The sequence below is a fragment of the Ereboglobus sp. PH5-5 genome, assembly GCF_029504805.1.
GTDB lineage: Bacteria > Verrucomicrobiota > Verrucomicrobiia > Opitutales > Opitutaceae > Ereboglobus.
The window spans coordinates 114,967-141,814 of sequence record NZ_JAQFIT010000001.1; the positions used below are offsets into that span (position 1 = coordinate 114,967).

The following is a 26,848-nucleotide window of genomic DNA, read 5'->3' on the forward strand; positions in this document are numbered from 1 at the left end:
GGTTTCCGGCGCGCGCCCCGCTGCCCGCCCAAACCTTACTTGCCCTTCTCCTCCTCAAAATGCGCGTGAACATCCAGCGTGGTGACACGGAAATTTTTGATCTGCATTTTTGAGTCCACCGTGCGAAAACCAAACCAGCCCTCCTTGAGCGGCTTTGGATCCTTGTAGGAGAATACTGTTTTGCCGTCGCAAACAAAGCGCGCCTCGCCGTCCTGCGCGATCAGCACGATCTTGTATGTGTGATCGGGCTTGAGCATGTGCCCGGCGTCGGTGAGGTCGTGCTCCGGAAGCAGCGGACGCGCGCCCGTGCCATCGTAACGGCGGAAGCGCGTTGTCGTGTTCGCATTGCCGCCGTAGCCGGCATAGTAGAGGTTGAGCGCGTCGTAAGTCGCAAATTGTCCCGTGCGGCCGTGCTTCGCGTGAAACAAATCCTTCGGGTTCTTCGGATCCGTCGCCATCCAGAAACAGTTCATGTCCGACACGCGCGCGGCGGAGCTCATCGTGACCTCGTAGGAAATCGCGACTGGCGCGGTCAGCTTTTCCCTTAGCCACACCGTGCAGCCCTTCGCGTCCGTGATTGTGAGCACTCCGTTTTCCGCCGTCACGGTGCCGCCCGGCATTTGTTCGACAACCCACTTGTCGAGGCCGCCCGAAAAATCATCACTCGCCACAACCTTCGACTTGATCGTCACCGAATCGGGCTTGGGTTTGCATCCGGTGAAAAACGCGAGCGTGGATAAAATTGCCGCGGCAAACGCGAGCGCAGACTTGGCGTGAGGACGTTTCATGGTTTGCATGCTGGACGAATCGCATGTCCCTGCCCAACGAAAAAATTCTACACGTGCTCACCGGCCCGACCGCCGTTGGCAAAACCGAGCTCGCGCTTCGCTGGGCCGGGGCGAACAACGCGGAGATCGTCTCGTGCGACTCGCTCCTCTTTTACCGCGGCATGGACATCGGCACCGCAAAACCCGCGCCCGCCGAACTCGCCCGCGTGCCGCACCACTTGGTCGACGTGTGCGACTGCGCCGCGCAAATGGATATCGCCCGCTACATCGCCCTTGCGCGCGCCGCCGTTGACGACATCGCCTCGCGAGGCAAACAAATCCTCGTCACCGGCGGCAGCGGTTTTTACCTGAAGGCGTTTTTCGCGCCCGTCATTGATGACATCGCCGTGCCGCCCGCGCTCCGCGCCGAAATCGCCGCGCAACTCGCCGCGGAAGGCCTGCCCGCGCTTGTCGCGCGGCTCCGCGCGCTCAACCCAGAAGGGCTCGGCGCGCTCGACACCGCCAACCCGCGCCGCGTCACCCGCGCGCTCGAGCGCTGCCGCGCATCGGGCCTCACGCTCGCCGAACTCGCCGCCGACTTCGCGCGCCGCCCCCTCCCTTTCGCCGGCTGGAAAACGCGCATTGCCGTGCTCGACCGCGGGCGCGACGACTTGGAAAAACGCATCGCCATCCGTGTTGACGCGATGCTCGCCGCCGGACTGGTTGACGAGGTTCGCCGCCTGCGCGCGCTTGGCTTTGAGAAAAACACCAGCGGTTCCGGGGCCATCGGCTATCGCGAAACCCTCGCCATGCTCGACGGCAAACTCCCTCCCGAATCCCTCGCCGCTGAAATCACAAAAAACACCCGCGCGCTCGTCAAAAAACAACGCACTTGGTTTCGCACGCAACTGCCCGCGCACACACTCATCGACGCGGACGGCGCCACAGCCGAAACAATTTTTGCAGCATAACCGGGCGACGGTTCCGAACCACGATTGCACCCGGGAGCGCGGGCATCCTGCCCGCAAGTTTGGAGGTTTGTGCGGCGCGACGCGCCGTCTTGCGGGCAGGATGCCCGCGCTCCCGGGGCTTGCGCCGCGATTGACGCAACACGGTGCTCGCGCGCATGGTGTTCTTTTTCATGTCTCAAAATCCCAACCGCAATATCGCCGCCCAACGCTCCGCATCCGACGCGGGCGGCGGCGCCAACACCACGCTCGCAGGCATCGCCCTGCTCGTCGCGGCGGTGGCATGTTTCGCGTGCATGGACACCACGGTCAAATGGCTGAGCGCGTCACTGCCGTCGTTGCAAATCGTCTCGATCCGCTACATCGGCAGTTTTTTGCTCACGCTCGCGCTGCTGCGCCCGGCGCCCGGCGCGCCCCTGCTGAAAGCCAAGCGCCCGGGGCTGCAAATCCTGCGCTCGCTCGGCATCGTGCTCACGACCGTGTGCTCGTTCACCGCGCTGCAATACATTCCGCTCACCGAGGTGACCTCGGTCACGTTTTCCTCGCCGCTTATCGTCGCCGTCATCGCATGGCCGTTGCTCGGAGAAAAAATGGGGCCGCGCCGCGTGGTGGCCGTGCTCGTCGGATTCGCGGGCGTGATCGTGATCACGCGCCCCGGAAGCCATGGCGTGCATCCCGCCATCGCACTCGCGGTTCTGGCCGCGATCACCAACGCCCTGTATGCCGTCGCCACGCGCATGCTCGCCGCGCACGACTCGCCGAAAACCACCATATTTTACACGGGGCTTTGCGGCACCGTCATCATGCTCCCGATCCTGCCCTTCGCCTGGCAAACGCCGACGACGATCGGAACATGGCTGGGCTTGCTGGTGACGGGTGTGTTCGGCGCACTCGGGCACTGGCTGCTCATCCTCGCGCATCAACGCGCCACGGCGACGGTGCTCGCGCCCTTCTTCTACGCGCAGCTCGTCTTCGCGATGGGACTCGCCATGCTCTTTCTCGGCGAGCGCCCCGACGTGTGGACATTCGTCGGCGCGTCCATCGTAATGGGCTCGGGTCTGTATCTCATCTACCGCGAACGCGTGCGCAAAGTCCCCGTCCCCAGCGCCGACATGCCGGCGTAGCGCGCAAGACCGCGCCGCTTTTGCACACGCCTCTTGAACCGGGGGCGGTTCCGTGTTTCTGTGTCCCATTGATTTTTCCGCGTTTTCGCACTTCCGCGCTTCCGCGATTGTTCTTCCACTCATAGAAAACTTTTCAATGCCCATACGCACACGCGAAAAAAAGATCACGCAAGCCTGGTTCGAAGCGCCGAATCGCGGCCACATCGAACTCGCCGCCGACTGGCGCGGACGCACCCCGCCCCCGCTTTCCCTCGGCCCGGACGCCCCCGCGTTCACCTCAATCACCCCCGTTCCCCCGCTCCAATTTGCGCGGCACACCGCCTACTACATCGACCACAAAACCAACGAAATTCATTTCTGCCTCTGGCCCGAAAACCTGCCCGCCGAGCCCAGGCAACCGCTCCCCCGAGTCTACCTCGTCGGCGACCACAACGAATGGCACAAAGCCGTCGGCAATCCCGAATGGGAACTCCACCTCGCGAATCACTACGGCACGGAACTTCTCACATGGAGCGGCCCCGCGGCCGACTTCATGGCGCAGCCGCCCAAACGCTTCAAATTCGTCACCGGGCAGCATCAGTGGCTCGATGTTCCCCAGTCCGCGTTCAACGCGGTCCGCGACGACACCGGCAACCTCAACCGCCAGATCGACCCCACCCGCACCGGCCTCCACGTCTATCAATTCACACTCGACACGCCGCTCGACCTCGCAGCAAACAACCGCGCCCATTGGAACAACGACCCGCAGGCCACGCTCCGCCCCACCACCTTTTTCACTGAACACCGCACCGACGCGCCGCTCGGCGCCATCCCCGGCAAGGACGAAACCCTCTTCCGCATCTACGCGCCGCGCGCGGGCAGCGTCGAGCTTTGCGTGATCGACGACCTCGGCCGCACCGACGAGCCCCACCGCTACCCCCTCCAGCGCAACCCCGATCACACGTGGGAAATCACCCTCTCCCAAAATCTTCACGGCTGGTATTATTGGTATCACATCGACGGCGCGCAAAACGAGTTCACCCGCTTCAACCCCGCGCAACGCATCCTCGATCCCTACGCCCTCGCCGCCGTTGATCGCGATGGCCCGGGCATCATCATCGACCGCGCGCGGCTCACCCATCGGCGCCATCACGACCACGCGCGCTTCCAAACGCCCGCATGGCAGGACCTCGTCATCTGCGAGGCGCATGTCCGCGATCTCATAGCCCGCGCCCCCATCGACCTCGCGCCCGATGAACGCCTCACCTTCGCCGGCCTCGCCAAATGGGTCGAGCATCCCGACTTCTACCTGCACCGCCTCGGCGTCAACGCCGTCGAGCTCCAACCCGTCCAGGAATTCGACAACATCGCCCCCGGCGACTACCACTGGGGCTACATGACCAGCAACTACTTCGCGCCCGAAAGCAGTTACTCGACCGACCCCGCCCGCGCCTCGGGCATCCACGACCTCCAGCAACTCGTCGCCGCATTCCACCGTCGCGGCATGGCCGTCATCCTCGATGTCGTCTACAACCACGTCGGCGAACCCGCCCACCTGCTTCACATCGACCAGCTCGCCTATTTCCACACCAACGCCGACGGCTCCCTCTCCAACTGGTCCGGCTGCGGAAACGACATCAACGCCGATTCCGCCATGGCGCGCCGCCTCATCATCGACAGCCTCGCGCACCTCGTCGAAACCTTCGGCGTTGACGGCTTCCGCATCGATCTCGCCGAACTCCTCGGCATCGACGCCCTCAAGGAAATCGAGCGAGCCCTCAAGAAAATCAAACCCGACATCATCCTCATCGCCGAACCCTGGAGTTTCAAAGGCCACATCGCCGGCGCCCTCCGCGACACCGGCTGGGCATCATGGAACGACGGCTACCGCAATTTCATTCGCGAATACGTCCGCGGCGGCTCCAGCCAGGAAGCCTACGAATACAACCTCAAGGGTTCCCCGTGGCACTTCGCCAAGTTTCCGGCGCAAACCGTCAACTACTCCGAGTCGCACGACGACCGCTGCTGGCTCGACGTCATCACGGAAAACGCCGGCCACAACGGCAACATCCCCACCTACAAGGATCGCCGCCGCACCCGCCTCATGGCCTCAGTCCTCTGCATGTCGCTCGGCATCCCGATGTTTTCCGCCGGGCAGGATTTTCTCCGCTCCAAGCAAGGCGTGAACAACACCTACCTGCGCGGCGACCTCAACGCGCTCGACTACACCCGCATCCTGCGCTTCCCCAGCACGCACGCCTGTTTCGCCGAATGGATTGCATTCCGTCGCTCCCCGCGCGGCGCGATCCTCCGCCACTACACCCGCCCGCGCGACGAGTTCTTCCGATTCTTCTTCGCCGAAAACTCCACCGCCGCCGTCACGCTCTACAACGCCGACTGCGAAATGGGCCCGCACCGCCTCCTCTTCGCGATCAACGCCACCGAGAACGACATCACGATCAAACTCCCCCCCGAAGTCGTGAAACTAAAATGGCGCCAACTCGCCGATCACGACCGTTTCTACTCCCCCGGCGACCCCGCGCACCCCTATCCCGCGCCCGCCGAAAACCTCTTCCTCCCGCCGCTGAGCTGCGTGTTGTGGGAAGCGGTGTGAGAACAAACTCTGCTCCAACGCCGTAACGAAAATTCTCGATCAACCAATCTTTATGAAACTAAAAGGCCCCAAACTCCCCTTGATCATCGTTTGTTTTTTGACGTGCGCAGCCGCGCAGTGCGCCTCGGTCACGCTTACTACCGCCCTCAACTGGGAATCTGCCGATGAAGAATCGTATGAATTGGTGCGAAAAACCTTTCTCGATGCCTCCGAGGAAATGCGTCCGAACCTCGTGGATTTTTCTTTGTGTGAGAGTCTAAATGCCCATGCGATGACGATGATCTTTACGCCGCCATTCGAGATCAGCAGACAGGCTTACCTTGGGGCAATCGAAGGGCACGAAGAAGCAATCCTTAAACAAAACATGACACTCACAGGTAAAAAGCCCTCAAAGCTGGATGGACTTCCTGCAATCTGGCTGTTTGCCGAAGGGAAAAATATAGAAGTCGATATGATGATGTATAATGCCACATTATTCGTCTTTTCAAAAAAATATATTATCTCAGTTACCATAAATTCATTTGACAGTCCCATTGATGAATCCTCGGAAGTAAGCAAAAGCTATCTTGAACGTATTAAATTGGATTCAGAGTTAGAGCCTGGAGATATTTTGAACGACCCCATTAATAGAGACCGCACAATTGGTCGGATCATCGGATATATACTTACACCACTACTGATGTTCGGGTTGCCGATAGGCATCATTGTTATACTCCTAAAACTATTCGGAAAGCGCCCATGATTACCCCTCTCGTCGGACAAATATCTCGCGCATGATTCAAATCCACCCCATCCGCGGCCTATTTGGTTTTTCCTATCTTGTAACGGAAACTCGCGATACCGCCACGCGAGCCATCCTTATCGACGCCTGTCCCGGCTGCACTCCGCGAAAACTTTCCGCGCTCTTCGGCAAACTCGGCATTCGGCCCGGCGACCTTTGCGCGATTCAACTCACGCATGCGCATTTCGACCACTGTGTGAACGCCGCCGACATCCGCCGCGGCGCTGCGTAGCGCCGCGCCGTCACACGATTGTGATACTTCCCCGCGGGCCGCTCGTCAGCCGCGTCACCCCGCCGCTTTTCGCAAACAAAGGATGTGCTTGTCCCGCGCGGACGCATCGGCACATCCTTTTTTCATGTCCGCCAAGCCCGTATCCCCCGCATCCGCATCCAAGAACGCCGCGCTTCAGCGTCCGGCCGCCGAGATCCTTTACGCCGACGAACTGGCGCGCCTTGTCGAGGCCGATAAAAATCTCCCGCGCCCCGGCGGCTGGCGGCTTACCCCGCGCTCCGTGCTTCGTTTTATCATGGGCGAACCCGGCGCCGCGCCCGACTCGCCCGGCGCGCCGAAATTCGTCGGCGCGCAAAGTTTTCTCGAACGTTGCATCGTCGCGCTCGCCACCAACCGCGGCCTCATGCTTGTCGGCGAGCCCGGCACCGCGAAAAGCTGGCTCAGCGAATTGCTCGCCGCCGCCATCAGCGGCGACTCCACGCTCATCATCCAGGGCAGCGCCGGCACCACCGAGGACGCGATAAAATACTCGTGGAACTACGCGCTCCTGCTCGCCGAAGGCCCGACCGGCCGCGCGCTCGTCCCCGCGCCGCTGCACCGCGGCATGCGCGACGGCAAGCTTGTGCGCTTCGAGGAAATCACGCGCTGCCCGCTCGAAATCCAGGACACGCTCCTCACCATCCTCTCCGACCGCGTCATGGCGATTCCCGAGCGCGAGGACGACGGACGCACGCTCTACGCCCAGGTCGGCTTCAACATTATTGCCACCGCCAACACCCGCGACCGCGGCGTCAATGAAATGAGCGCCGCGCTCAAGCGCCGCCTCAATTTCGAAACCGTCTCGCCCATCGCGAGCCTCGCCGACGAGATGGCGCTCGTGAGCCGCGAGTCGTCGCGCCTCCTCTCCCGCGCCGGCATTCCCCTCGCGCTCCCCGCCGACCTCACCGAGGTGCTCCTCACCACGTTCCACGAATTGCGCACCGGCAAAACCGCCTCCGAAGGCAAGGCGCTCGAACCGCTCGGCACCGTGATGAGCACCGCCGAGGCGGTCTCCGTGGCCTACGCCGCCGGCCTGCACGCCTATTATTATGACGGCGGAAAAATCTCCGCCGCGCACCTCGTGCAAAGCCTGCTCGGCTCCGCGCTCAAGGACAGCCCCGACGACATCAAGCGCCTGCAACATTATTTCCACCACGTCGTGAAACCCCGCAAAAAAGGCCGCTGGCCCGAGTTCTACGACGGCATAAAATACCTGCCCCAACCCGCCGCCGAAAAGTGAGCGAAGCGCGCACATGACCGGCATTGTTTCATAATCGCATTTGCACATCCACATGGCTGAAACAGGGATTATAAAATACACGAGCGCGCTTGAGGCGGTTCGGACCCGTCCGAGCATGTATTTGGGATGGCCAAACATCAAAGGATTGTGCCATTTGCTGGTGGCGTTTCTCGACGACCTGCTGGCGGATTCGGCAAATAATACGAACTCAGGGCGGGGCGAGAACAATGATATTCCCCGCGTGGAGTTCGAATTCCATCCGGGACGGAAAAAACTCTCGATTTTAGTAATGGGAGTGAGAACAAAACCTGTTCTGGATGCCATGGGCGTTTTGGATTCAAGGCCAAAAACTCCCCTGCTATTTTATCCGGGATCGGAGGCTCGTTTTCATTTGGATCTAAGTATATTAGTCGCGACAACCGAAACATTTTGCGCCCGGATTTATCAAACCGATTCGCCCATGCTGAAGTTTCAGTCTCACCGTGGTAAATATACAATTGAAACAATCCATCCCGAAAAGAACACCTCCGCGGGCGATGACATCGCGAAAGGGGTGATGAAATTCGAATTTACTTTGGATTCTGAAATCTGGCACACCACGATCCTGCCTTTCGATCAAATTACCGAGGATCTGCGCGAATATGCACTGCTTAATCCCCGCGTGACGATTGTATGCACGGACAGGCAGACGGAGGTAGTCCAACGGCGTTTTTTTCATTACAAACGAGGTATATTTGATGAGTTTGATAATATCATCTTACTAAAGAAATCTGAAAACACCGCGTGTTTGCATATTGAGGCGGAGGATTCGGACCGCGTGTATCGCATTGGCATATGTATTGATCCGATGCAGTGCGATGGGCGCGTTCGCTCATGGTGCGGAAGCTCTGAAACAAAAGAAGGCGGCTCGTTGATAAACGGTATTCTCGACGGCATTATTGCCGCATTCAGAAAAAATGCGAAGGATTGGCCGCACGGTATCAAAGTCTCAAGAAAATCCATCGTGGAACATGTCTTTATACTCGCGGCAGTTGGCGGCCAAATGGGCGATGTGCGCTATGTGGGGGCAACCAAGGACAAACTTGATATGCCCGCATTGCAGAAATACGTGAAACGACTGGTGCGCCAGCGCGTGGACGAATGGCTCGCCTCAGACGCGGGGCTCAAAGAACGCATAATGTGGCGTTTTCAACGCTGGAGTTCGTAACCGATGCGGGAAACCAAGGCATTTCCTTACGCCGACGCCGATCCGCGACTCTGGTCGTGCGACGGGCCGGTTGTGTTTTTTCCGGTGCGGCATCACAGCCCCGCGTGCGCGCGCTTTGTCGGCGAACTCGTTCGCCGGCTCCGTCCCGCCGCCGTTCTCATCGAGGGCCCGTCCGATTTTAATCCGCGCCTGGGCGAACTGCTCGCGCCGCACACGCTGCCGATCGCGATCTACAGCTACTTCACCGACGCCGGGCAAAACCGGCGCGGCGCGTTTTATCCGTTTTGCGAATTCTCCCCCGAGTGGGTTGCGCTCCGCGCCGCCGCCGCGCTCAAAATCCCCGCCGAATTCATCGACCTGCCGTGGAGCGAAACCGCCGCGCTCGATCGCGCCGCCAACCGTTACGCCGACGGCGCGCTCGGCCGCTCCTCCTACACCGCGCAACTCTGCCGCAGCCTCGGTGTGGACGACTGGGACACGCTTTGGGACACGCTCTTCGAAATCGACCCCGCGCTTTCGCCGGGCGAGTTTTTGCGCCGCTGCCACGCGTTCTGCCGCAACGCCCGCCTCGCCGACGGCGGCGCGAGCGCCGCCGACCTCGCGCGCGAGGCGTTCATGCTCTCGCGCATCTGCGCCGCGCTCGCGCGCCATCCGCGCGGCCCCGTGCTCGTCGTCACCGGCGGCTTCCACAGCTCCGCGCTCTTCGACGGCCTGTATTCGGAAAACGAATACAATGAAAACGCCGCCAGCCCGCCCGACGATGTCACCGCGCCTGAACGGCAACCGCGCCCGCCCGCCGGCGGGCACGGCATCGCGCTCACGCCGTATTCCTACGAGCGCCTCGATTCTCTCACCGGCTACGAGGCCGGCCTCGTTAATCCCGGCTTCCATCACCGTGTCTGGCTGGATCATTCGCCGGGCACGCACGCCGCGCTCCTCGCCGCCGCCGCGCAGTCGCTCCGCGCGCGCGGGCAAACCGCGAGCACCGCCGACCTCGTCGCGGTCGAGACCACCGCCGCCGCGCTCGCCACGCTGCGCGGCCACGCAATCGTCTGGCGCACGGACCTCGTTGACGCGCTCACGGGCGCGCTTGTGAAAGAGGAAATCGCCACGGCGGCGCGCGGCTCCGGCGCGGCGCGGCATCCGTTTCTCGACGCGTTGCACGCCGTGTTTCGCGGCGATGCGCGCGGACGCCTCGCGCCCGGCACGCCGCTTCCGCCGCTCGTCGCCGACATCGCCGCGGCGCTCCGCGCGCACGACATCGAGCCGCCCTCGCAGGAACGCCGCCTCGAACTCGCGCTCGACAAGCCCGCCGACATCGCCCGCTCGCACACGCTGCACCGCCTGCGCATCCTCGAAATCCCCGGCTTCGCGCGCACGGACGGCACCGACTTCACCGGGCGCGACGACCTCTCGCGCCTCTGGGAAACGTGGACGCTTCGCTGGACGCCCGACTTCGACGCCGCGTGCATCGAGCGCTCGCTTTACGGCGCCGCGCTTCCGGACGCCGCCGGCGCGCGCCTTGTCGAAAACGCCGCGAGGATCGAGCGCGATGCCGATGCCGCCGCGCGCCTCCTGCTCGACGCCGCGCTCGCCGGCTGGCACGCCGGTTTCGCGCGACTGCGCGCGCGTGTGGTCGAGCTGCTTCGCGCCGACGCCTCCTTTGTGAGCGTGGCGCGCGCGCTCGGCCACCTGTATTATCTTTATCGTTACAACGATTCCGTCGCCATGGCCGCCGCCGCCGCGCGCGATGAAATCGCCGCGCTGCTCACCGAGTCCCACGCGCGCGCCATCTGGCTCCTTGAGGCGCAGGCGCCAGCGGCCGACGAAGCCGCGATCAAGGGCCTGCGCGCGTTGCTCGCCGCCGTCCACACCGCCGGCAAAACGCTCGCGTGGGACACCGCCGGGCTTGTCGCCACGCTGCGCCGCCTCTGCGCGACATCATCGCATCCGCCGCTCCTGCGCGGCGGCGCGGCGGGCGCGCTCTGGTCGCTCGGCGAGACGGGCCTCGCCGATATCCTGGGCCAAATCCCCTCCGCGCCCGACGAACTCGGTGATTTCCTGCAAGGTGTCTTCGCGCTCGCGCGCGAGGAGTCGCAACGCCACCCCGACCTGCTCCTTGCGATTGACCGCCACCTGCTCGCCTACGACACGGAAATGTTTCTCGCCGCGCTGCCCGCGCTCCGCCTCGCCTTCACCTATTTCACGCCCCGCGAAAAAGACCACCTCGCTCGCCGCCTCCTCGAGGCGACCGGCGCGACCGCCGCCGCGCCGCTCCCGGCGCTCGCCGTTTCCCCCGCCGCCGCGGCCCGCGCGCTCGCCTTCGAATCCCGCCTCCAACAAGAACTCACCCGCCACGGCCTCCGCGCTCCCCTCGTCAAATGAGTAATATTTTCCCGCCATCTTCCGATGAACAAACCCGCGCGCGCCAGACGCGCTGGCGGCTGGTGCTTGGCGACGGCGTCGAGTCCACGCTTGGCGGGCTTTCCGGCGAGGACGCCGAGCGCGACGCCGCGCTCGCCTACCTCTACAACCGCGAATACTCCCCCGGACGCAACGTTCGCGGCGACCATCCCGCCGGCGATCTCGGCGAATCGCGGCTCACCGTGCCCGAGTGGATCAACCACGTTCACCGCCTCTTTCCGCAAAAGACAATCGAGCGAATCGAGCGCGACGCGCTGGAGCGTTACCAGCTCCAGGAAATGGTCACCAACCCCGACCTGCTCGCCCGAGCGCAGCCCAGCCAGACGCTCCTCAAGGCCGTGCTCCACACCAAGCACCTCATGAACGAGCAAGTGCTCGCGCTCGCCCGCGACCTCGTGCGCCGCGTCGTCGCGCAGCTCATGGAAAAACTCGCCTCCGAGGTGCGCCAGCCCTTCAGCGGCGCGCTCGACCGCCGCCGCCGCTCGCTCGTCAGGGTTGCCAAAAATTTCGACATCCGCACCACGCTCCGCCGCAACCTCAAGCACTGGCGGCCCGACGAAAAACGCCTCGTCCTCCAAACGCCGCACTTCTACTCGCGCGTGCGCCGCCAGACCGACCGCTGGCAGCTCGTCATCCTCGTCGATGAATCCGGCTCCATGCTCGACAGCGTCATCCACGCCGCGATCACCGCCGCCTGCTTCTGGAATCTCCGCGCGCTGCGCACGCACCTCGTGCTCTTCGACACCGCCGTCGTCGATGTCACGGAGCACTGCGTCGATCCCGTCGAGACGCTCATGAAAGTGCAGCTCGGCGGCGGCACCGACATCGGCCAGGCGCTCAACTACGCGCATTCGCTCATCGACAATCCGCGCCGCGCCATCGTGCTGCTCGTCACCGATTTCTTCGAGGGCGCGCCCGTCGGGCGCCTCTACGCCGAGGCGCGCCGCATCATCGGCGGCGGCTCCACGCTTCTGGGCCTTGCCGCGCTCGACCCCGACGCGCGCCCGCGTTACGACGAGCACGTCGCGCGCCAGCTCGCGCAACTCGGCGCGCATGTCGGCGCCATGACACCCGGCGAGCTCGCCGAATGGATCGCCCAAAAAGTCGGCTGAGCAACACCGGCCCAACGAAAACATTTTTTCAAATTTCAAAAATCGAAACCCATGCGCGCCGACCTTCTCGCACTCAACGACGACGATCTCGCCTCGCTCGCGAACCGAGGCCTCGCCCGGCGCGCGCGCCAGGAGGCCGAATCGTCCGCGCTCGCGTGCGAGTTCGGGGAGACGCCCGCGGGCGACATCACCGCGCGCTGGTCGGACGGCCCCGAATGCCGCCTGCCCGCCGGCGCGCGCCTCACCGACGCGCGCTGCACCTGCCCCTCGGCAACGCTCTGCCGGCACATCCTGCGCACCGTCATCCGTTACCAGCTTTCGCAAACCTCCGCGCCGGCGCCCAAAGGCGAAAACACGCCCGTGTCCGCGAATGCCGAATGGTCGCCCGCCGAAATCACCGACGCGCAACTCGACGCGTTTTTTTCGCCCGCCGAGCTCGCGCGCTGGCGGCGCGATTTCGAAGCCGGCCACGTCATCCAAGTCTGGACGGGCGCAAAGCCGCGCGCGCACCTGCACACGCTTGGCTGCACGGTTAATTTTCTCGTGCCGCGCGACCCGCGCTACGCCGTGTGCGATTGCGCCGCGACCGCGCCCTGCGGCCACGCGCTGCTCTCCATTTGGGCCGCGCGCAAAATGCCCGCCGGGCAAACCGCCGCGCTCGTCTCCACCGCGCCGGAAATTTCCGCCGCGTCCGATGACGCCGCGCTCTCCGTGCTCAACCAGATCGAGGCGGAACTCGCCGCTTTCGCCGCCACCGGGCTCGCCCGCTCCTCGCCGCTCCAGGCCGACACCTGGCGCCGCCTTTCCACGCTCGCGCGCGACGCCGCGCTCGTCTGGCCCGCCGACGCGCTGCACGACATCGCGGAGCTCCACACCGCCTACCTCGCGCGCGACGCCCGCTTCGCACCGCGCGATTTTCTCGCGCTCGCCGCCGAGCTTCTCCAGCGCGCCGACGCCATCCGCTCGGGCGTGTCGCCGGTGCCGCCGCTTTTTATTCGCGGCACGCCACGCGACCGCGAAACGGAAATCGCCTCCGCGCGCCTGATCGGCCTCGGTTGCGCCGCGCGCACTTGGAAAACGGGAACGGAAATTTCCGCCTACCTCCAGGATGCCGACACCGGCACCACGCTCGCCATCACGCGCGCCTTCGCGCACGAGCCGGGCGGGACGCCGAAAAGTTTTGCCGCGCTCGCCCGCACCTTCGCGCTCAAGGGCGCCACGCTCGCCGCCATCGGGCGCGGGCAGCTTCTCGTCAAGGGCGGGCGCCGCTCGCCCTCCGGCCGCTTCATCGCCGGCCGCGCGCCGGTGAGCGTGACGCCGCAGGCCTGCGCGTGGGAGACGCTCCGCGCGCCGCTGCTCGTTTCCAGTTTCGCCGCGCTGCGCGAGCAACTCCGCGCCGAGCCGCCCGCCGCGCTCGGTCCGCGCCGCGTCGCCGCGCGTCTCGCCGTGTGCCCCGTCACGGGCGCGGGCGAGGTCGTATTTTCCGTCGCGTCGCAGGAAATCCGCGCGCGGCTCGCCGACGCCGAGGGCGGCACGGCGGTCCTCGCGCACCCCTGCGTGACGCGCGCCTCCGCCGGCAACGAGTCCCTTCTCGCCGCGTTGCGCGCCACGCCCGGCAACGTGCGTTTTGTGTGCGCGCAGGCCCGGCTTGAGGGCGCGGAGCTCGTGCTCGCGCCGCTGAGCGTCGTTTTTGAAAACGCCTCCGGGCGCACCTGTATCCAGCCGTGGGTTGACGACGCGCCGCCGCAAAGCGGCCCGGACAACCGGCCCGCGCCCACCGAAAAACTTCCCGCGTCGTTATCAACCGCCGCAACCGCCGCCGACGCGTTGCACGATTACATCGACGAATTGCAGGAGCACCTCGCCGAGACGTGGCTGCTCGGCCCGTCCGCGACCGCCGCCGAAAGCGCGCGCCTCGCCGCGCTCGGGCGCTCGCTCGGCCTGGACGCGCTCGTGCCGGACGCGAACGGTTTTTCCAAAAACACCGGCGCGCTGCTCGCGCTCACCGTCGCCGCCGATTTTGCGTTTCGCGAATACGCGGCGCTGGAAAATTTCCAGATTCTTCCACCGCCTTTTACATCGCATTAACGCGCCGAAATCCGTTGCCTCGTGCGCATCATGACCACCCGCACGTTTGAATTCTCCGACGGTTCCTCCAACAAATTCTGGACAATCACACTCGACGGCAAGGCGCACACCGTGAACTACGGACGCATCGGCACGGCGGGCCAGACGCAGACAAAGGAGTTCGCCTCCGACTCCGACGCGCAAAAGTCGTTCGACAAGCTCGTCGCCGAAAAAACGAAAAAAGGTTACGTCGAAAAAACCGCCGGCGCGCCCCTGGCGCCCGTTGCTCCCGTTGCGAAAAAAGAAAAACCCGCGCCCGTCGCGGCCGCGAAGAAGGAGGCGGTTCCCGCGCAACCGGCCGCCGCGCCGGCTGCCGCACCCGAACCGGCGCCGGCGTTTCCCACCAATGCCGCGTTGCGCCGCGAGATCGACCTTGATGCCGCCGATTGGGCGGCCGTGCCGGAGGATTTTCCGCTGCCCGACGGCGCGGTTCGCGTGCTGTCCGCCGCGCTCACACCGCCGCCGCCCGCGAAGCCGTTTGACCTGGAGGATTGCTTGAAGCGACTCGCGACCAAGGTGCGCGCGCGCTCATACGGCTGGGAGTGGGATTTTACCGCCGCGCTGCCCGACACGCAGCTTTCGCGCGAGGAGGCGGAGTTCTGGTGCTCGGTCATGCTCGCGCCGCGCAAACGCGATGAGAAACCCGCCGAGCGCGCTGAAAAAATCCGAAAAGAAAACACCGTGTTCACCGGAAAGGCGCCGGCGGCGCTCGATACAAAAAACAATTATGTGCCGGCCGAGTTTGTCCGTTGCCTCGCGGTTTTGCTGACGCCCGCCGAGTTGATCGAATACATGTTCCGCCCGGTTGTGGGACGCGGCTTTGGTTTTCAAATGACGCGCATGCGCGTTTACCGCGACGGGTTTCGCAAATACGTTTTCCCGTGGCTGACCGCCGCGGAGCGCGCCGCGTGGAAGGAGGCCGCCAAGGCCGCGTGGAATTCCGCCGTGTGGCCGGCTGATTTTTACGCCACTCCGCCGGCGGCGTTTATGTTCGGCGTGATGTTCGGCCTGCGTGACGAGGCGCGCGCGCTTGTCGAGGGCTGGGCGGACAACCTTTACGTCGCCGACACCTCGTGGGATCACGCGCACTACCATTGCCCGCAGGAAATCGTGCTCGGCCTCGGCACGCCCGAGCTTGTCGCGTTTCATATGCGCCGCCTGAAACTGCCGCTCAATCGGCCTGTTTACATCCGCGGTTTCCTCGCGCGCACCGGGCTCACCGCGCTCGACGTCATCGCGCGCAGCATCGCCGCAATCGGCAAAAAGGAGGATGCCGAGGAATTGTTCGCCGAGTTCGGGCGCGTGCACGCGCCCGAGGCCGCGCCGCACATGCTCGACCTCGCGCACAACTCAAAAGCCCCGCGCTCCTCGCGCGAATGGCTCGACGCGCATCCCGCCGAAAGCGTGGCCGGGCTGATCCCCGTCGCCGCCGGGGGCGGCAAGGGCGCGGCGGCCGCCGTCGATTATCTCAACACGCTCAAGCGCCGCGGAGCCGCCGCGCTCATCGAGGCGCAGCTCGCGCATTTCCCCGCCGACACCGTCGCGCGCATCCGCGCGAGCGTGCTCGATGTCGTTGAAAAAGTTTACCCGGCGCTGCCGCCGGAAAAAATTCCCGCGTGGTGGGGCGGGGCGCTCGCCGCCGCGCCGCTTGGAAAAAACAAGAGGCCCGCGTGGGTGAAACTGCCCGACTTGACGCCGCTCATTCTCGACATCGCGGGCGGGCAATACGCGCTCGGCGAGGCGCAACTCGGCGAGGTGATCGCCGCGCTCCAGGCGAGCACGCCGGAGCAAAAACACCCGCTCGCCGTCGCGCTTCGCGAACACGCCGAGGCCGACAGCCTCGACGCGTTTGGCTGGCGGCTGTTCGAGCTCTGGCTCGGCGAGGGCGCGCCCTCGAAGGAGAAGTGGGCGTTTCTCGCGCTCGGACTTCTCGGAGGCGACCGCTCCGTGCTCAAGCTCGCGCCGCTCGTCCGCGTGTGGCCGGGCGAGTCGCAGCACCAGCGCGCCGTCACCGGGCTCGAAGTGCTGCGCGCAATCGGCACCGACACCGCGCTCATGCAGATAAACGGCATCGCGCAGAAGGTAAAATTCAAGGGCATCAAGGAGCGCGCCGCGCAGTGCATGGAGGCGATCGCGGAGACGCGCGGCATGTCGCGCGCGCAGTTGGAGGACCGCATCGTGCCAGATTGCGGACTCGATGAGCGCGGCTCGCGCGTGTTCGACTTCGGCCCGCGCCAGTTCCGCTTCATCCTCGGCCCGGAGATGAAACCGATGATCCGCCATGCCGACGGCACGATCAAATCCGACCTGCCAAAACCCGGCGCGAAGGACGACGCCACGCTCGCGCCCGCCGCCGTGGCCGAATGGAAGTTGTTGAAAAAACAAATCGCCGAGGTCGCAAAAATCCAGGCCGTGCGGCTGGAGCAGGCGATGGTCACCGGGCGCCGCTGGGCTCCGGGCGAATTCCAGCAACTGATCGTAAAACAACCGCTGATGATCAACCTCGCGCGCCTGCTGCTCTGGGGCGTTTACGACACACAGGGCAAACTCACCGGCGCGTTTCGCGTGACGGAGGACCAAACTTTCGCCGACGAGAACGACGCCGATTTCACGCTTCCCGACGACGCGGCGGGCGCGAGCATCGGCCTCGCGCACCCGCTGCAAATGTCCGGACAAAAGCAACTCCTCGACCAGTGGGGGCAGATATTTGGCGACTACGAAATCGTGCCGCCCTTCGCGCAACTTGGCCGGACGATTCACACGCTCGCGCCGGAGCACGCGCAGGGCGCGGAGATCAAGCACCTCGCCGCGCGCGGAAAACTCGTGGCGCAGACGCTTGTGTTCGGCCTGGAAAAACTCGGCTGGCAGCGCGGCATACCGCAGGACGCGGGCTGGGTGAACGAGCACACGAAGCAATTCCCCGGAGCGGACATCACGGCGGTGATCAACTACGACGAAGGGTTTTCGGTTGGCTATTGGGAAGGCGCGGGCGAGCAGACGATCGAGCGCGTGTTTTTTGTGCCCGGCCTTTACACGCCGCGCATGTATCCCGACCACAAAAACGCAATCCCGCTCGCGCAAGTTGACGCGCTCGTGCTCAGCGAAGCGCTCAACGACTGCGAGCTGTTGCTGATGAAGGCGAAGTGAGGCGGGGCGGAGGCGGTCTGCCACCGCTTCCACTTTATTTCACCTCACCAGATCGGCAGCACGTTTTGTATCAGCGCGTCGCCGATGCCGATCAGCGCGGCGCCGGCAGGCTTGAGAGTCCTTTCTGTTTTTTGTTTTTTTGGGGTGGGCTCACCCACGAATTACGCGCCGAAAAATGACCCACAAATACGCACACAAACCACGTTCGTTTCCTGTCAAAACGAGCCTCAAGGGGTCGCAAAGGGGGCTCGCAAATACGCAAGGCACCGCCAATGCCGCATTTAGTCACAAAAAAACGCCGGCGGACGTTTCCGGCGGCGGTTTTAATTTGGTGGACCCGATCAGAATCGAACTGACGACCTCCTCAATGCCATTGAGGCGCTCTGCCAACTGAGCTACGAGCCCGTAACCAAAGTGAGGCGCGAGAATCAAAGTTTCGCCGTCAAATGCAAGGACTTTTTTGCCCCATTTTTTTCTCCACGCCCCCAATCCCCCCGCATCCGGAAAATTTCCCGCCCCTCAAACTTACTTTTTCTTGTAACGTGTCCGCCTCACCGCATATCCATTACCTTTCCCGATGAAATACATTTTTGTAACTGGTGGTGTCGTATCCTCACTTGGCAAAGGCCTCACGGCTGCTGCTCTCGGAGCGCTTCTCGAACAGCGCGGCCTCAAAGTCCGCATGCAAAAGTTCGACCCCTACCTCAACGTCGATCCGGGCACCATGAGCCCCTTCCAACACGGCGAGGTCTACGTGCTCGAGGACGGCGCCGAAACCGACCTCGACCTCGGCCACTACGAGCGCTTCACCAGCGGCAAACTCTCCCGCCTCAACAGCATGAGCTCCGGCCAGATTTACGAAAACGTAATCCAAAAGGAACGCCAGGGCGCCTACCTCGGCAACACCGTCCAGGTCATCCCGCACGTCACCAACGAAATCAAGGAGCGCATCTACCAATCCACCAAGGACGTCGATGTGCTCATCACCGAAATCGGCGGCACCACCGGCGACATCGAGGGCCTGCCCTTCGTCGAGGCGCTCCGCCAGTTCGCCCTCGAAGTGGGGCGCAACGACTGCATTTTCATCCACGTCACGCTCGTCCCCTTCCTCCAGGCCGCCGGCGAGCTCAAGACCAAGCCCACCCAGCAATCCGTCGCCAAGCTCCGCGAAATCGGCATCCAGCCGCACATCATCGCCTGCCGCTGCGAACACCCGCTCGACACCAGCCTGCGCGGAAAAATTTCCCTCTTCTGCAATGTCCCCGTCAAGGCCGTCGTCCAGTGCGCCGACGTTTCCTCGATCTACGAACTCCCCCTCGCGCTCCAAAAGGAGGGCCTCGACGACCTCGTGATCGAACTCTTCGGCCTCGCCGAAAAACACCCGCGCCCGGCCAAGAACATCTGGCAGCAAATCGTGCGCCGCATCAAAAACCCCGCCCACGAAGTCACCATCGGCGTCGTCGGCAAATACATCGAGCTTCAGGACGCCTACAAATCCGTCTACGAGTCCATCACCCACGGCGGCATCGCCAACAACTGCAAGGTCAACATCGTCCGCATCGACGCCGAGGAGCTCGACTCCAAAAACGCCCCGAAAAAACTCAAGGGCCTGGACGGCATTCTCGTGCCCGGCGGTTTCGGCGACCGCGGCACCGAGGGCAAAATCGCCGCCGCCCGCCACGCCCGCGAAAACAACATCCCCTACTACGGCCTCTGCCTCGGCCTGCAAATCGCCGTCATCGAATTCGCCCGCAACGTCCTCAAGCTCGACGATGTCAACAGCGCCGAGTTTGCGCCCGGCTGCGCCAACCCCGTCATCAACCTGATGGAGGAGCAGAAAAAGGTCATCGACAAGGGCGCGACCATGCGCCTCGGCAGTTACGACTGCGCGCTCACGCCCGGCACACTCGCGGCCAAGGCCTACAAACAGTCCAAGGTTCGCGAACGCCACCGCCACCGCTTCGAGGTCAACAACGCCTACATCGACCAGCTCCACCGCGCCGGCATGATCGTCAGCGGCATCAATCCCCGCCGAAACCTCGTCGAAATCGTCGAGATCAAAAACCATCCCTGGTTTCTCGCGGTGCAGTTCCATCCCGAGTTTCAATCGAAGCCGAACCAGCCGCACCCGCTCTTCGCCGCATTCATCGGCGCCGCGGTGAAGCACGCCAAGAAAGCAAAACCCGCCGCAAAGAAAAACACGCGCGGAAAGTAAGCGGTATTGAGGCAGGCCGGCACATGGCATGGGCCCATGTGTTTCGGCCGCGGAAAAGACGCCGCTTGCACACACAAAAAAACGCCGGACGCGCTTGATGCGTCCGGCGTTTTTGTTGAAACGATGCGATGCGCTCGCCTCCCGTATTAGTAGGAAGCCTGAACGCCCTTGAGGTTTTTCTTGGACATCCAGGGCATCATGCTGCGAAGGCGGGAGCCGGTCTTCTCGATGAGGTGCTTTTCGCCCTTCTTTAGCAGCGCGTTGTATTTCTTGAGGCCGCCCTTGTATTCGGCGACCCACTGTTTCACGAACGTGCCGTTCTGGATTTCCTTCAAAATCTTCTTCATCTCGGCCTTCGTCTTCGCGTTCACGACGCGGGGGCCGCGGGTGATGTCGCCGTATTTCGCGGTCTCGGAAATCGAGAAGCGCATGCCGGCGATGCCGGACTCATACATGAGGTCGCAGATGAGTTTCAGTTCGTGCAAGCACTCGAAGTAGGCCATCTCGGGCTGGTAGCCGGCCTCGACGAGCACTTCGAATCCGGCCTGGACGAGCGCGCTGGCGCCGCCGCAGAGAACGGCTTGCTCGCCGAAGAGGTCGGTTTCGCACTCTTCCTTGAAGGTGGTCTGGAGAACGCCGGCGCGCGTGGAGCCGATTCCCTTGGCCCAGGCAAGCGCGGTTTTCTTGGCTTTTCTGGACTTATCCTGCGCAACGGCGATGAGCGCGGGCATGCCCTTTCCTTCGGTGTAAAGGCGGCGCACCATGTGGCCGGGACCTTTCGGCGCGACCATCACGCAGTCGATCTCGGGATGCAGCTTGATGAGCTTGAAGTGGACGGCGAGGCCGTGCGTGAAGATGAGCGTCTTGCCCTTCGAGAGATTCGGGAGGATGTCCTTTTCGTAAACGGCAGCCTGCTTCATGTCGGGAAGCGCGACCATGATGACGTCGGCGGTGCGAACGGCCTCACCGGTGTCGAGCACCTTGAAACCTTGCTGCGCGGCGACGGCGCGCGACTTGCTGCCGGGATAAAGGCCGATGACGACTTTGCAACCGGAGTCCTTGAGGTTAAGCGCGTGCGCGTGGCCTTGGGAACCGTAGCCGAGAACGGCGAGGGTTTTGTTTTTGAACACGCCGAGATCGGCGTCTTTGTCGGTGTATACTTTTGCTGGCATGATGATGAAAATTAAGAATTAAGATTTATGAATTAAGATGTGATAAGAGCAGGCTCAACGCTTCAATGCGAGCATGCCGGTGCGGGCGAGCTCGATGATGCCGAAGTCCTGGATGAGGCCGAGGAACGCGGCCAGCTTGGTTTCGTCGCCGGTGATTTCTATGATGACGTCGCTGCGCCCGACGTTGACGATCTTCGCGCGGAAGATGCCGCAAATCTGGATGATCTCGGCGCGCGTCTTGCGGTCGGCCTTCACCTTGGCGATGAGCAGCTCGCGATTCACGGACTGGCCCTCCTCGAAGTCGATCACCTCGACGACGTTCACAAGTTTGCGCAGTTGCTTGATGACCATGTCGAGCGAGGATTCGTCGCCCATGAGGACGGCGGTGATGCGCGAAAGCGCGGGGTCGTGCGTGGGCGCGACGTTGAGCGTGTCGATGTTGAAACCGCGGCCGCTGAACATTCCGGCTACGCGCGCGAGAACGCCGAACTTGTTTTCAACGAGGACTGAGATCGTGTGTCGCATGAGTGTGTCGTGAACGGAGTTTGTGAAAAATGAAAACGCGCTAAATTACACGTCGCACGGCGAACATCAAGAACGCTTATTGGCGCGGAAACGCTTTGTTTTTTGGGAAAAGCGGACGCTCCGGACTACACGCGCCCCCGCTTTTCGCCGCCGACCCGTCGCGCCCCAGGCGCATCCATGCGAGCGCGACGCACGCCACCGCGATCACCATCAGGTGCAGGATTTCGCCGCGCGCCTCGGACAGCGGCGCGCCCATTTGCCCGAGCTTGGCGAATGCCGCGACACCCGGCATCGCCGGAACAAGCTGGCACACCGCGCGCACCGACGCCGGCATCGCCTCGGGCGGCCACGACACGCCCATCGCAAAAAACACCGGCATCGAGGTGAACGTGAAAAACTGCAACGCCCGCTCGGTGCGATCCACAAATCCCCCCGCCAAAAACGCCACCGCGACAATGGCAAACACATACGCCACCATGTGGACAAACATCCCGCCGACATTGGCGGCGCGCGGGTAATCATGCAGCCACAGGCAGTAGCCGTTCACCCACATCGCGTTCATCAGGGCGATGAGAAACAAGGTTCCGAACATTCCCCAAAACTCGCCCCAGTGCATCGCGGGCACGCGGACACCCGCCTCCGCCGCGCGCTGCCTGCGCCAGCCAAAGATCATGAGAATGCCAAAAATCGTCGCCTGGTGCACGACCAGTTGCGCGACGGCGGGCACGGCAAAACTTCCATAACCCTCGCGCGTGTTAAAAAGCGGCCTCGGCACGATGCGCGCGGGCAGCATGCGCGCCGCCGCCGCGTCCGCCCCGATGCCCGCCTGCAACAGTTGCGGCTCCGCAATATCCAGCGCCGCGTCCTGCGCGGCCTCGCCAAGCGCGTTGAGCAGCACCGAGCAGCGAACGATGAACGCATTGTTGCCGTAAATCGACAGTCGTCCCGTCCGCCCCGAAAGCGCGTCGCGCCCGAAGTTTTCGTCGATCAACAAAATGCCGTCCACCTCGCGACGCTCGACCAGCCTTCGCGCGTCCTCAAAGGACGCCGGCCACGCCGCCACCTCAGCGGCTTTCAGCGCCATGACTTTTCGCAGCAGTTTCCGGCTTTGCGCGCTGTTGTCCAAATCCACCACGGCCACCGGCAAGCGCGACGAAACCTGCTCCACGTAGGCGGCGGGATAATAAAATGTATACAAAACCGTCGCGACAAACAGCAGCACGGCAACGCTGAACTCGGCCTTGATCGCCTGCGCGACAATCCGCGCGCCCCGCAAAAATCCGCCGCGCGCAATATTGTTTTTATTGTCCGCCGAAGGCAAATCCGCGTCGCCGCGCGCGCGCTTCCGGTCGCCAAACGCAAGCGACACGCGCAACGCCAGCAACCCCGCCAGCAACACGATCATCGCGAACAGCCCGAGCTTGCACAAAAACCAAAGCGAATCACCCGGCGGCGAGCCCATTTGCATCTGCTGCGTCTGCACCTGCATGTAGGTCGTGTAGGGCATGATCTCGCTGATCAACCTGGTATACCATGGCGATGTGTTGACCGGGAAAAGGATGTCGCCAAACGAAATGCCGCCGCCCGTGTAAAAGTTGATCGCACTCAACGCAAAGAGCAGGTTCTTGCGCGCGACCCCGGCAATCAGCACGCACACCGCGCCGTTCCCAAGAAACAACAGCATCTGTGCCGCGACAATCACGCCCATGCTTCCGTTCACCGGCCAGCCGCGCCAGCGCATCCACAACACGCCCAGCGTCCCGATCACGGTAAACACCAGCGCGTAAAAAATCACCTTGCAGACAATCGCGAAAACCATGCTTCCGCCCGCGTCCGCCACCCACGCCGCGCGCCGCTCCGGCCCCAAGTCCCCGACCAGCGAAACCATCAGCGCGTTGCCCATGATCACGAGCAAAATCACGGGGATCAGGCTTCCGCCCAGAGCCAATTCATAGCTGTTCGCCGCGTTGTATAAAAACGCGACCTGCACGGAAAGCGGCGCGCCAAACGCCTGCGCGCCATCGACCGCGCGATTCGTCACCCCGCCCGCGCGCGCCGCCGACAAGTTCGTGTTCAACTGGGAAACCGCCGACGCCAGGTCTCGCTGGATGAGGTTCGCCGACGAGTAATAAAGCGTGTTGTAATACGAGTAGATGTGAGCCTGCTCGCCGCGCGCGACATCCCGCTCCGCCCCCGCGGGAATAAACACCGCCGCGTAAGCCTCGCGCTTGCGCACCGCCTCGCGAATATCCTCGAAATTATCGCTGACGCGCACCACGCCCGCAACCGGCGAAGCCTGCAACAAACGCACAAGCTGCCGGCTCGTCGCCGACTGGTCCGCGTCCGCGACGAGCACCGGCAGCTGGCGCGGCGAACTTCCCGAAAACACAAGCCCGAACCAGACAATCGCCACCACCGGCACCCAAGTGACCAGTGAAAGATTCCACTTGTCCCCCCTAAGAAAACGCAACTCGCGGGCGATGGAATTGAGGAATGCGGAGATCATTTTTGGAGTGCGGTGGCAAAACGAAGCGACGACACCGCGTTGAATGGTTTGCGAACTTTATTGGCATTCAAAAGCGGCGGCGGCGGGCGGCGGCCTCTGCCGCCGCACCCCAAAGAAAAACCGCCGTGTTCATCGAACATCATTCGCAATTAATAATTCGCCATTTTTATCGCGTCAGCGCCCGCCTTGCGGCCAGTCGAACAGCACGCTCATGCCCGGCCTCAGTTTTCCCTTTTCGGAATCCGCAACGCTCACCGGCCGCGCGCGAATCTCAAAAGTCTTCACATCATATCCCTCCGACTGGCGCACGGCGCGCCACGTCGCAAACGAACCCTGCGGGCTGATGAAACACACCTTGAATTGCATGCGCTTTCCGTCGAGCGCGGGCACGGAGCCCTCCACGACTTTGCCGATCTCCATTCCAGAGAATTGATTCTCGCGCACATTAAACGACACCCACAAGTCGTCGGGGTTGATCATCGAAAACACGGGAAATCCCGGCGGCACGATTTCGCCGACATTCGCGTAACGCCTCGTGATCTGCCCGTCGATCGGCGCGAGCGTTTTCAATTCCTCCTCCAGCGATTTCACCGCGGCAACCGCGGCGCCGGCCTGCGCGACTTGCGCATCGACCGCCGCCTTGTCCTCAACGCGCGTGCCAGCGAGCGCCTTTTCGTATTGCTTGCGCGCGGCCTCCGCGGACTCGGCGGTCGCGGCCGCGTTTGCCACGGCCTCGTCGCGCTTCTGCTCCGAGATCACGCCCTCGGAAAACAATCGTTTCAACCGTTCCGCGGTTTTGGCCGCCACATCCGCGGCGGCCTGGTGCGCCTGCCAGACGGCCCTGGCCGAGGCGATGTCCTCGTCCTGCGCGCCCTTTTCCGCCTTCGCCTGAAGCGCCTTCACCGAAGTTTCGAGCGCGCTTACCTCGCGCAGCTTTGCGTCGAGCTCGGCATTGGAAAGCGTGAACAGGATTTGCCCCGCGCGAACGCTGTCGCCCTCGGCGGCGAGCACGGTTTCGAGGCGACCGGGCGCCTTGGCCGCGACACGGATTTCGTCGGTGTCGATCATGCCCTGTATCTGCCCGGGAATCGGTCTCGACGAGAGCCAAATACCGACGGCAAGTATGGCCGCGATGCCGAGAAGCAGGATCACGGCGAGCACTTTGTGGCGGGAGGGTTTTGCTGAGGCTTTTTGAGTCATGGCAAAATATTTATCCTTGGACGTTACGGAATAATCACATCGGCCTGGCGCATGTAGGCGGAGAACTGATCCATCTGGCCGCTTGCGTGGAGGAGCTTGGCGAGCTCGAGGTCGAACTGGTAGGCGGCGACGGCGCGCTCGACGAGCACGTTGGTGAGCGCGATGCGCGCGTTGGTGACATCAGTCGAAATGCCCTGCCCTTCCTTGAACGAAACTTCCTGAACTCGCAGGTTTTCGCGGGCCGACTCGAGGTTGCTTTCGAGCAACTCGAACTGGCGCAGCGCGCTGGCGAGCCCGTCGTAGGCCTGGCGCGCGCCGGCGTCGGCCAGCATGCGCGCGTGCTCGGCGGACTCGGCGGCCTCGGCGACGGTCTGCTTCGCGGCGCTGTAACTTTTTCGCCGGTCGATCCTGTCAAACACCGACCAGCGCACGCCGATGCCCGCCATCCAGTCGGTGTCGACGAGTGTCTCGCTGTCCTTGTCAAAATTGTAGCTGCCAAACGCGAGCACCTTGGGCATCCAGCGGGCGCGCTCGGCCTTCACGCCCTGCTCGGCGGCGCGTTTGAGCGATTCGATGGCGCGCACCCGCGGATTGCGCTCGCGCGCGCCGACAACAAACGTGGCGAGCGATGCGATTGGCTGTTTTATGACAAAGAGCTGAGTGGTCGGCTCGAACGGCTCGTTCGAGTGCAGGATCGCGGACAATCCGATGCGCGCGTTTTTGACCGAGTGCTCCGCGACGTCGCAACCGCGCTGCGCGGCATCGCAGGCAACCTGCGCCTGCAGACGCTGCGCCTTGGTGACGAGCCCGCCCTTTTCGAGCTTGATGGCGTTGTCGAGGTGCTCGCGCATCCCCTCAAGGAGCTCCTTGCGCAGCACGAGCACGCGCGACGCGAGTTGCTGGCCAAAGTAGGCCCGCACGAGTTCGAGATCGAGCGCCTCGCGCACCGCGTCGAGTTGCGCGCCGGCTTGCTCGGCGGCCGCGCTCGCCGCGCGTTTGGCCGCCGTGATTTCGCCTCCCGAGTAAAGCACCCATGACGCGGTGGCAAGCGGCTGGAGCGCGGTTTGCGAAAGCCGCGCCTCATATGAACCCAGCCCGAGCGCCGAGAGCGGGACCGGGTTGCCGTTCACCGAAAGCGAGTCGATGTCGGCCTGTTTGTTGTTGATTGTATGCTCGTATCGGAAATAGCGCAGCTCAAGGCCGACCTCGGGATAGTTAAGCCCCTTGAGCGAATCAGTGGTGTCCCTTTTGCCGGCGAAACGGGCCTGCGCCGCCTTGAGCGAGGGGGCGCTTGTGATGAGCAGGGCGCGCGCATCGTCGAAAGCGAGCGGCGTGCCCGGCTGCCGGGCGAACGCGTTTGCCGCAATGCAAACAAACGCCACCACGCAAAAAAAACTACGAAACTGGAAATGCCTGCGTGCGAGTTTCATGGTCGCGCACAGACTGGCGAACCCTGGCGGTTTTGAGCA

19 protein-coding genes and 1 tRNA gene are annotated in these 26,848 nt (G+C 63.3%); 12 read left to right on the top strand and 8 right to left on the bottom strand.

The annotated features are described in order from the left end of the window. Nucleotides 1-35: 35 nt before the first annotated feature. A complete protein-coding gene (locus M2103_RS00315) occupies nucleotides 36-788 on the bottom strand; it encodes a DUF6250 domain-containing protein (RefSeq protein ID WP_277508000.1) in 753 nt (250 codons plus the stop codon). Between the two features lie 23 nt (nucleotides 789-811). Here M2103_RS00315 and miaA point away from each other — a divergent pair, with 23 nt between their 5' ends. The 11 genes from miaA to M2103_RS00370 all read left to right on the top strand — a co-directional run bounded on the left by miaA (nucleotide 812) and on the right by M2103_RS00370 (nucleotide 17,761). After that, nucleotides 812-1,738 (top strand): tRNA (adenosine(37)-N6)-dimethylallyltransferase MiaA, encoded by a 927-nt coding sequence (gene miaA / locus M2103_RS00320; protein ID WP_277508002.1) that lies wholly within the window; start codon nucleotides 812-814, stop codon nucleotides 1,736-1,738. A 170-nt stretch (nucleotides 1,739-1,908) separates the two neighbouring features. Then, a complete protein-coding gene (locus M2103_RS00325) occupies nucleotides 1,909-2,859 on the top strand; it encodes a DMT family transporter (protein WP_277508003.1) in 951 nt (316 codons plus the stop codon). A 136-nt stretch (nucleotides 2,860-2,995) separates the two neighbouring features. Continuing rightward, nucleotides 2,996-5,452 (top strand): alpha-amylase family glycosyl hydrolase, encoded by a 2,457-nt coding sequence (locus M2103_RS00330; RefSeq protein WP_277508004.1) that lies wholly within the window; start codon nucleotides 2,996-2,998, stop codon nucleotides 5,450-5,452. 52 nt (nucleotides 5,453-5,504) lie between these two features. Further along, nucleotides 5,505-6,194 carry a hypothetical protein gene (locus tag M2103_RS00335; RefSeq protein WP_277508005.1) on the top strand — a complete coding sequence of 230 codons (690 nt, stop codon included), beginning with the start codon at nucleotides 5,505-5,507 and terminating at the stop codon, nucleotides 6,192-6,194. Nucleotides 6,195-6,225: 31 nt separating this feature from the next. Continuing rightward, entirely contained in the window at nucleotides 6,226-6,465 is a 240-nt protein-coding gene (locus M2103_RS00340) for an MBL fold metallo-hydrolase (protein ID WP_277508006.1), read from the top strand. 124 nt (nucleotides 6,466-6,589) lie between these two features. Then, a complete protein-coding gene (locus M2103_RS00345) occupies nucleotides 6,590-7,744 on the top strand; it encodes an AAA family ATPase (RefSeq protein ID WP_277508007.1) in 1,155 nt (384 codons plus the stop codon). A 52-nt stretch (nucleotides 7,745-7,796) separates the two neighbouring features. Next, nucleotides 7,797-8,951, top strand: coding sequence for a hypothetical protein (locus tag M2103_RS00350; protein WP_277508008.1), 1,155 nt, complete (start codon nucleotides 7,797-7,799; stop codon nucleotides 8,949-8,951). Between the two features lie 3 nt (nucleotides 8,952-8,954). Continuing rightward, nucleotides 8,955-11,336, top strand: coding sequence for a DUF5682 family protein (locus tag M2103_RS00355; RefSeq protein ID WP_277508009.1), 2,382 nt, complete (start codon nucleotides 8,955-8,957; stop codon nucleotides 11,334-11,336). After that, entirely contained in the window at nucleotides 11,333-12,487 is a 1,155-nt protein-coding gene (locus M2103_RS00360) for a VWA domain-containing protein (protein WP_277508010.1), read from the top strand. The genes M2103_RS00355 and M2103_RS00360 overlap by 4 nt, the downstream gene beginning before the upstream one ends. A gap of 51 nt (nucleotides 12,488-12,538) precedes the next feature. Then, nucleotides 12,539-14,575, top strand: a complete 2,037-nt coding sequence (locus M2103_RS00365) for an SWIM zinc finger family protein (protein WP_277508011.1) — start codon at nucleotides 12,539-12,541, stop codon at nucleotides 14,573-14,575. 30 nt (nucleotides 14,576-14,605) lie between these two features. After that, a complete protein-coding gene (locus M2103_RS00370; protein WP_277508012.1) occupies nucleotides 14,606-17,761 on the top strand; it encodes a WGR and DUF4132 domain-containing protein in 3,156 nt (1,051 codons plus the stop codon). Between the two features lie 329 nt (nucleotides 17,762-18,090). Here M2103_RS00370 and M2103_RS00375 read toward each other — a convergent pair. Next, nucleotides 18,091-18,166, bottom strand: a tRNA-Ala gene (locus M2103_RS00375). Nucleotides 18,167-18,338: 172 nt separating this feature from the next. Here M2103_RS00375 and M2103_RS00380 point away from each other — a divergent pair. Then, a complete protein-coding gene (locus M2103_RS00380; RefSeq protein WP_277508013.1) occupies nucleotides 18,339-19,976 on the top strand; it encodes a CTP synthase in 1,638 nt (545 codons plus the stop codon). 146 nt (nucleotides 19,977-20,122) lie between these two features. On the opposite strand, the gene ilvC is transcribed toward M2103_RS00380, so the two are convergent. The 6 genes from ilvC to M2103_RS00410 all read right to left on the bottom strand — a co-directional run bounded on the left by ilvC (nucleotide 20,123) and on the right by M2103_RS00410 (nucleotide 26,809). After that, nucleotides 20,123-21,148 carry a ketol-acid reductoisomerase gene (gene ilvC, locus M2103_RS00385; RefSeq protein WP_108825126.1) on the bottom strand — a complete coding sequence of 342 codons (1,026 nt, stop codon included), beginning with the start codon at nucleotides 21,146-21,148 and terminating at the stop codon, nucleotides 20,123-20,125. A 54-nt stretch (nucleotides 21,149-21,202) separates the two neighbouring features. Beyond that, on the bottom strand, nucleotides 21,203-21,673 hold the full coding sequence (ilvN, locus tag M2103_RS00390; RefSeq protein WP_108825125.1) for an acetolactate synthase small subunit: 471 nt from the start codon (nucleotides 21,671-21,673) through the stop codon (nucleotides 21,203-21,205). Between the two features lie 76 nt (nucleotides 21,674-21,749). Further along, complete coding sequence (locus M2103_RS00395; protein ID WP_277508014.1) at nucleotides 21,750-24,179, bottom strand: ABC transporter permease; 2,430 nt, start codon at nucleotides 24,177-24,179, stop codon at nucleotides 21,750-21,752. Continuing rightward, the gene (locus tag M2103_RS00400) at nucleotides 24,176-24,322 is read right to left on the bottom strand and encodes a hypothetical protein (RefSeq protein ID WP_277508015.1); all 147 of its coding nucleotides are present in this window, start codon (nucleotides 24,320-24,322) and stop codon (nucleotides 24,176-24,178) included. Before M2103_RS00400 ends, M2103_RS00395 begins: the two co-directional genes overlap by 4 nt. A 31-nt stretch (nucleotides 24,323-24,353) precedes the next feature. Next, a complete protein-coding gene (locus M2103_RS00405) occupies nucleotides 24,354-25,379 on the bottom strand; it encodes an efflux RND transporter periplasmic adaptor subunit (RefSeq protein ID WP_277508017.1) in 1,026 nt (341 codons plus the stop codon). Between the two features lie 23 nt (nucleotides 25,380-25,402). Beyond that, the gene (locus M2103_RS00410) at nucleotides 25,403-26,809 is read right to left on the bottom strand and encodes a TolC family protein (protein ID WP_277508019.1); all 1,407 of its coding nucleotides are present in this window, start codon (nucleotides 26,807-26,809) and stop codon (nucleotides 25,403-25,405) included. Nucleotides 26,810-26,848 lie beyond the last annotated feature (39 nt).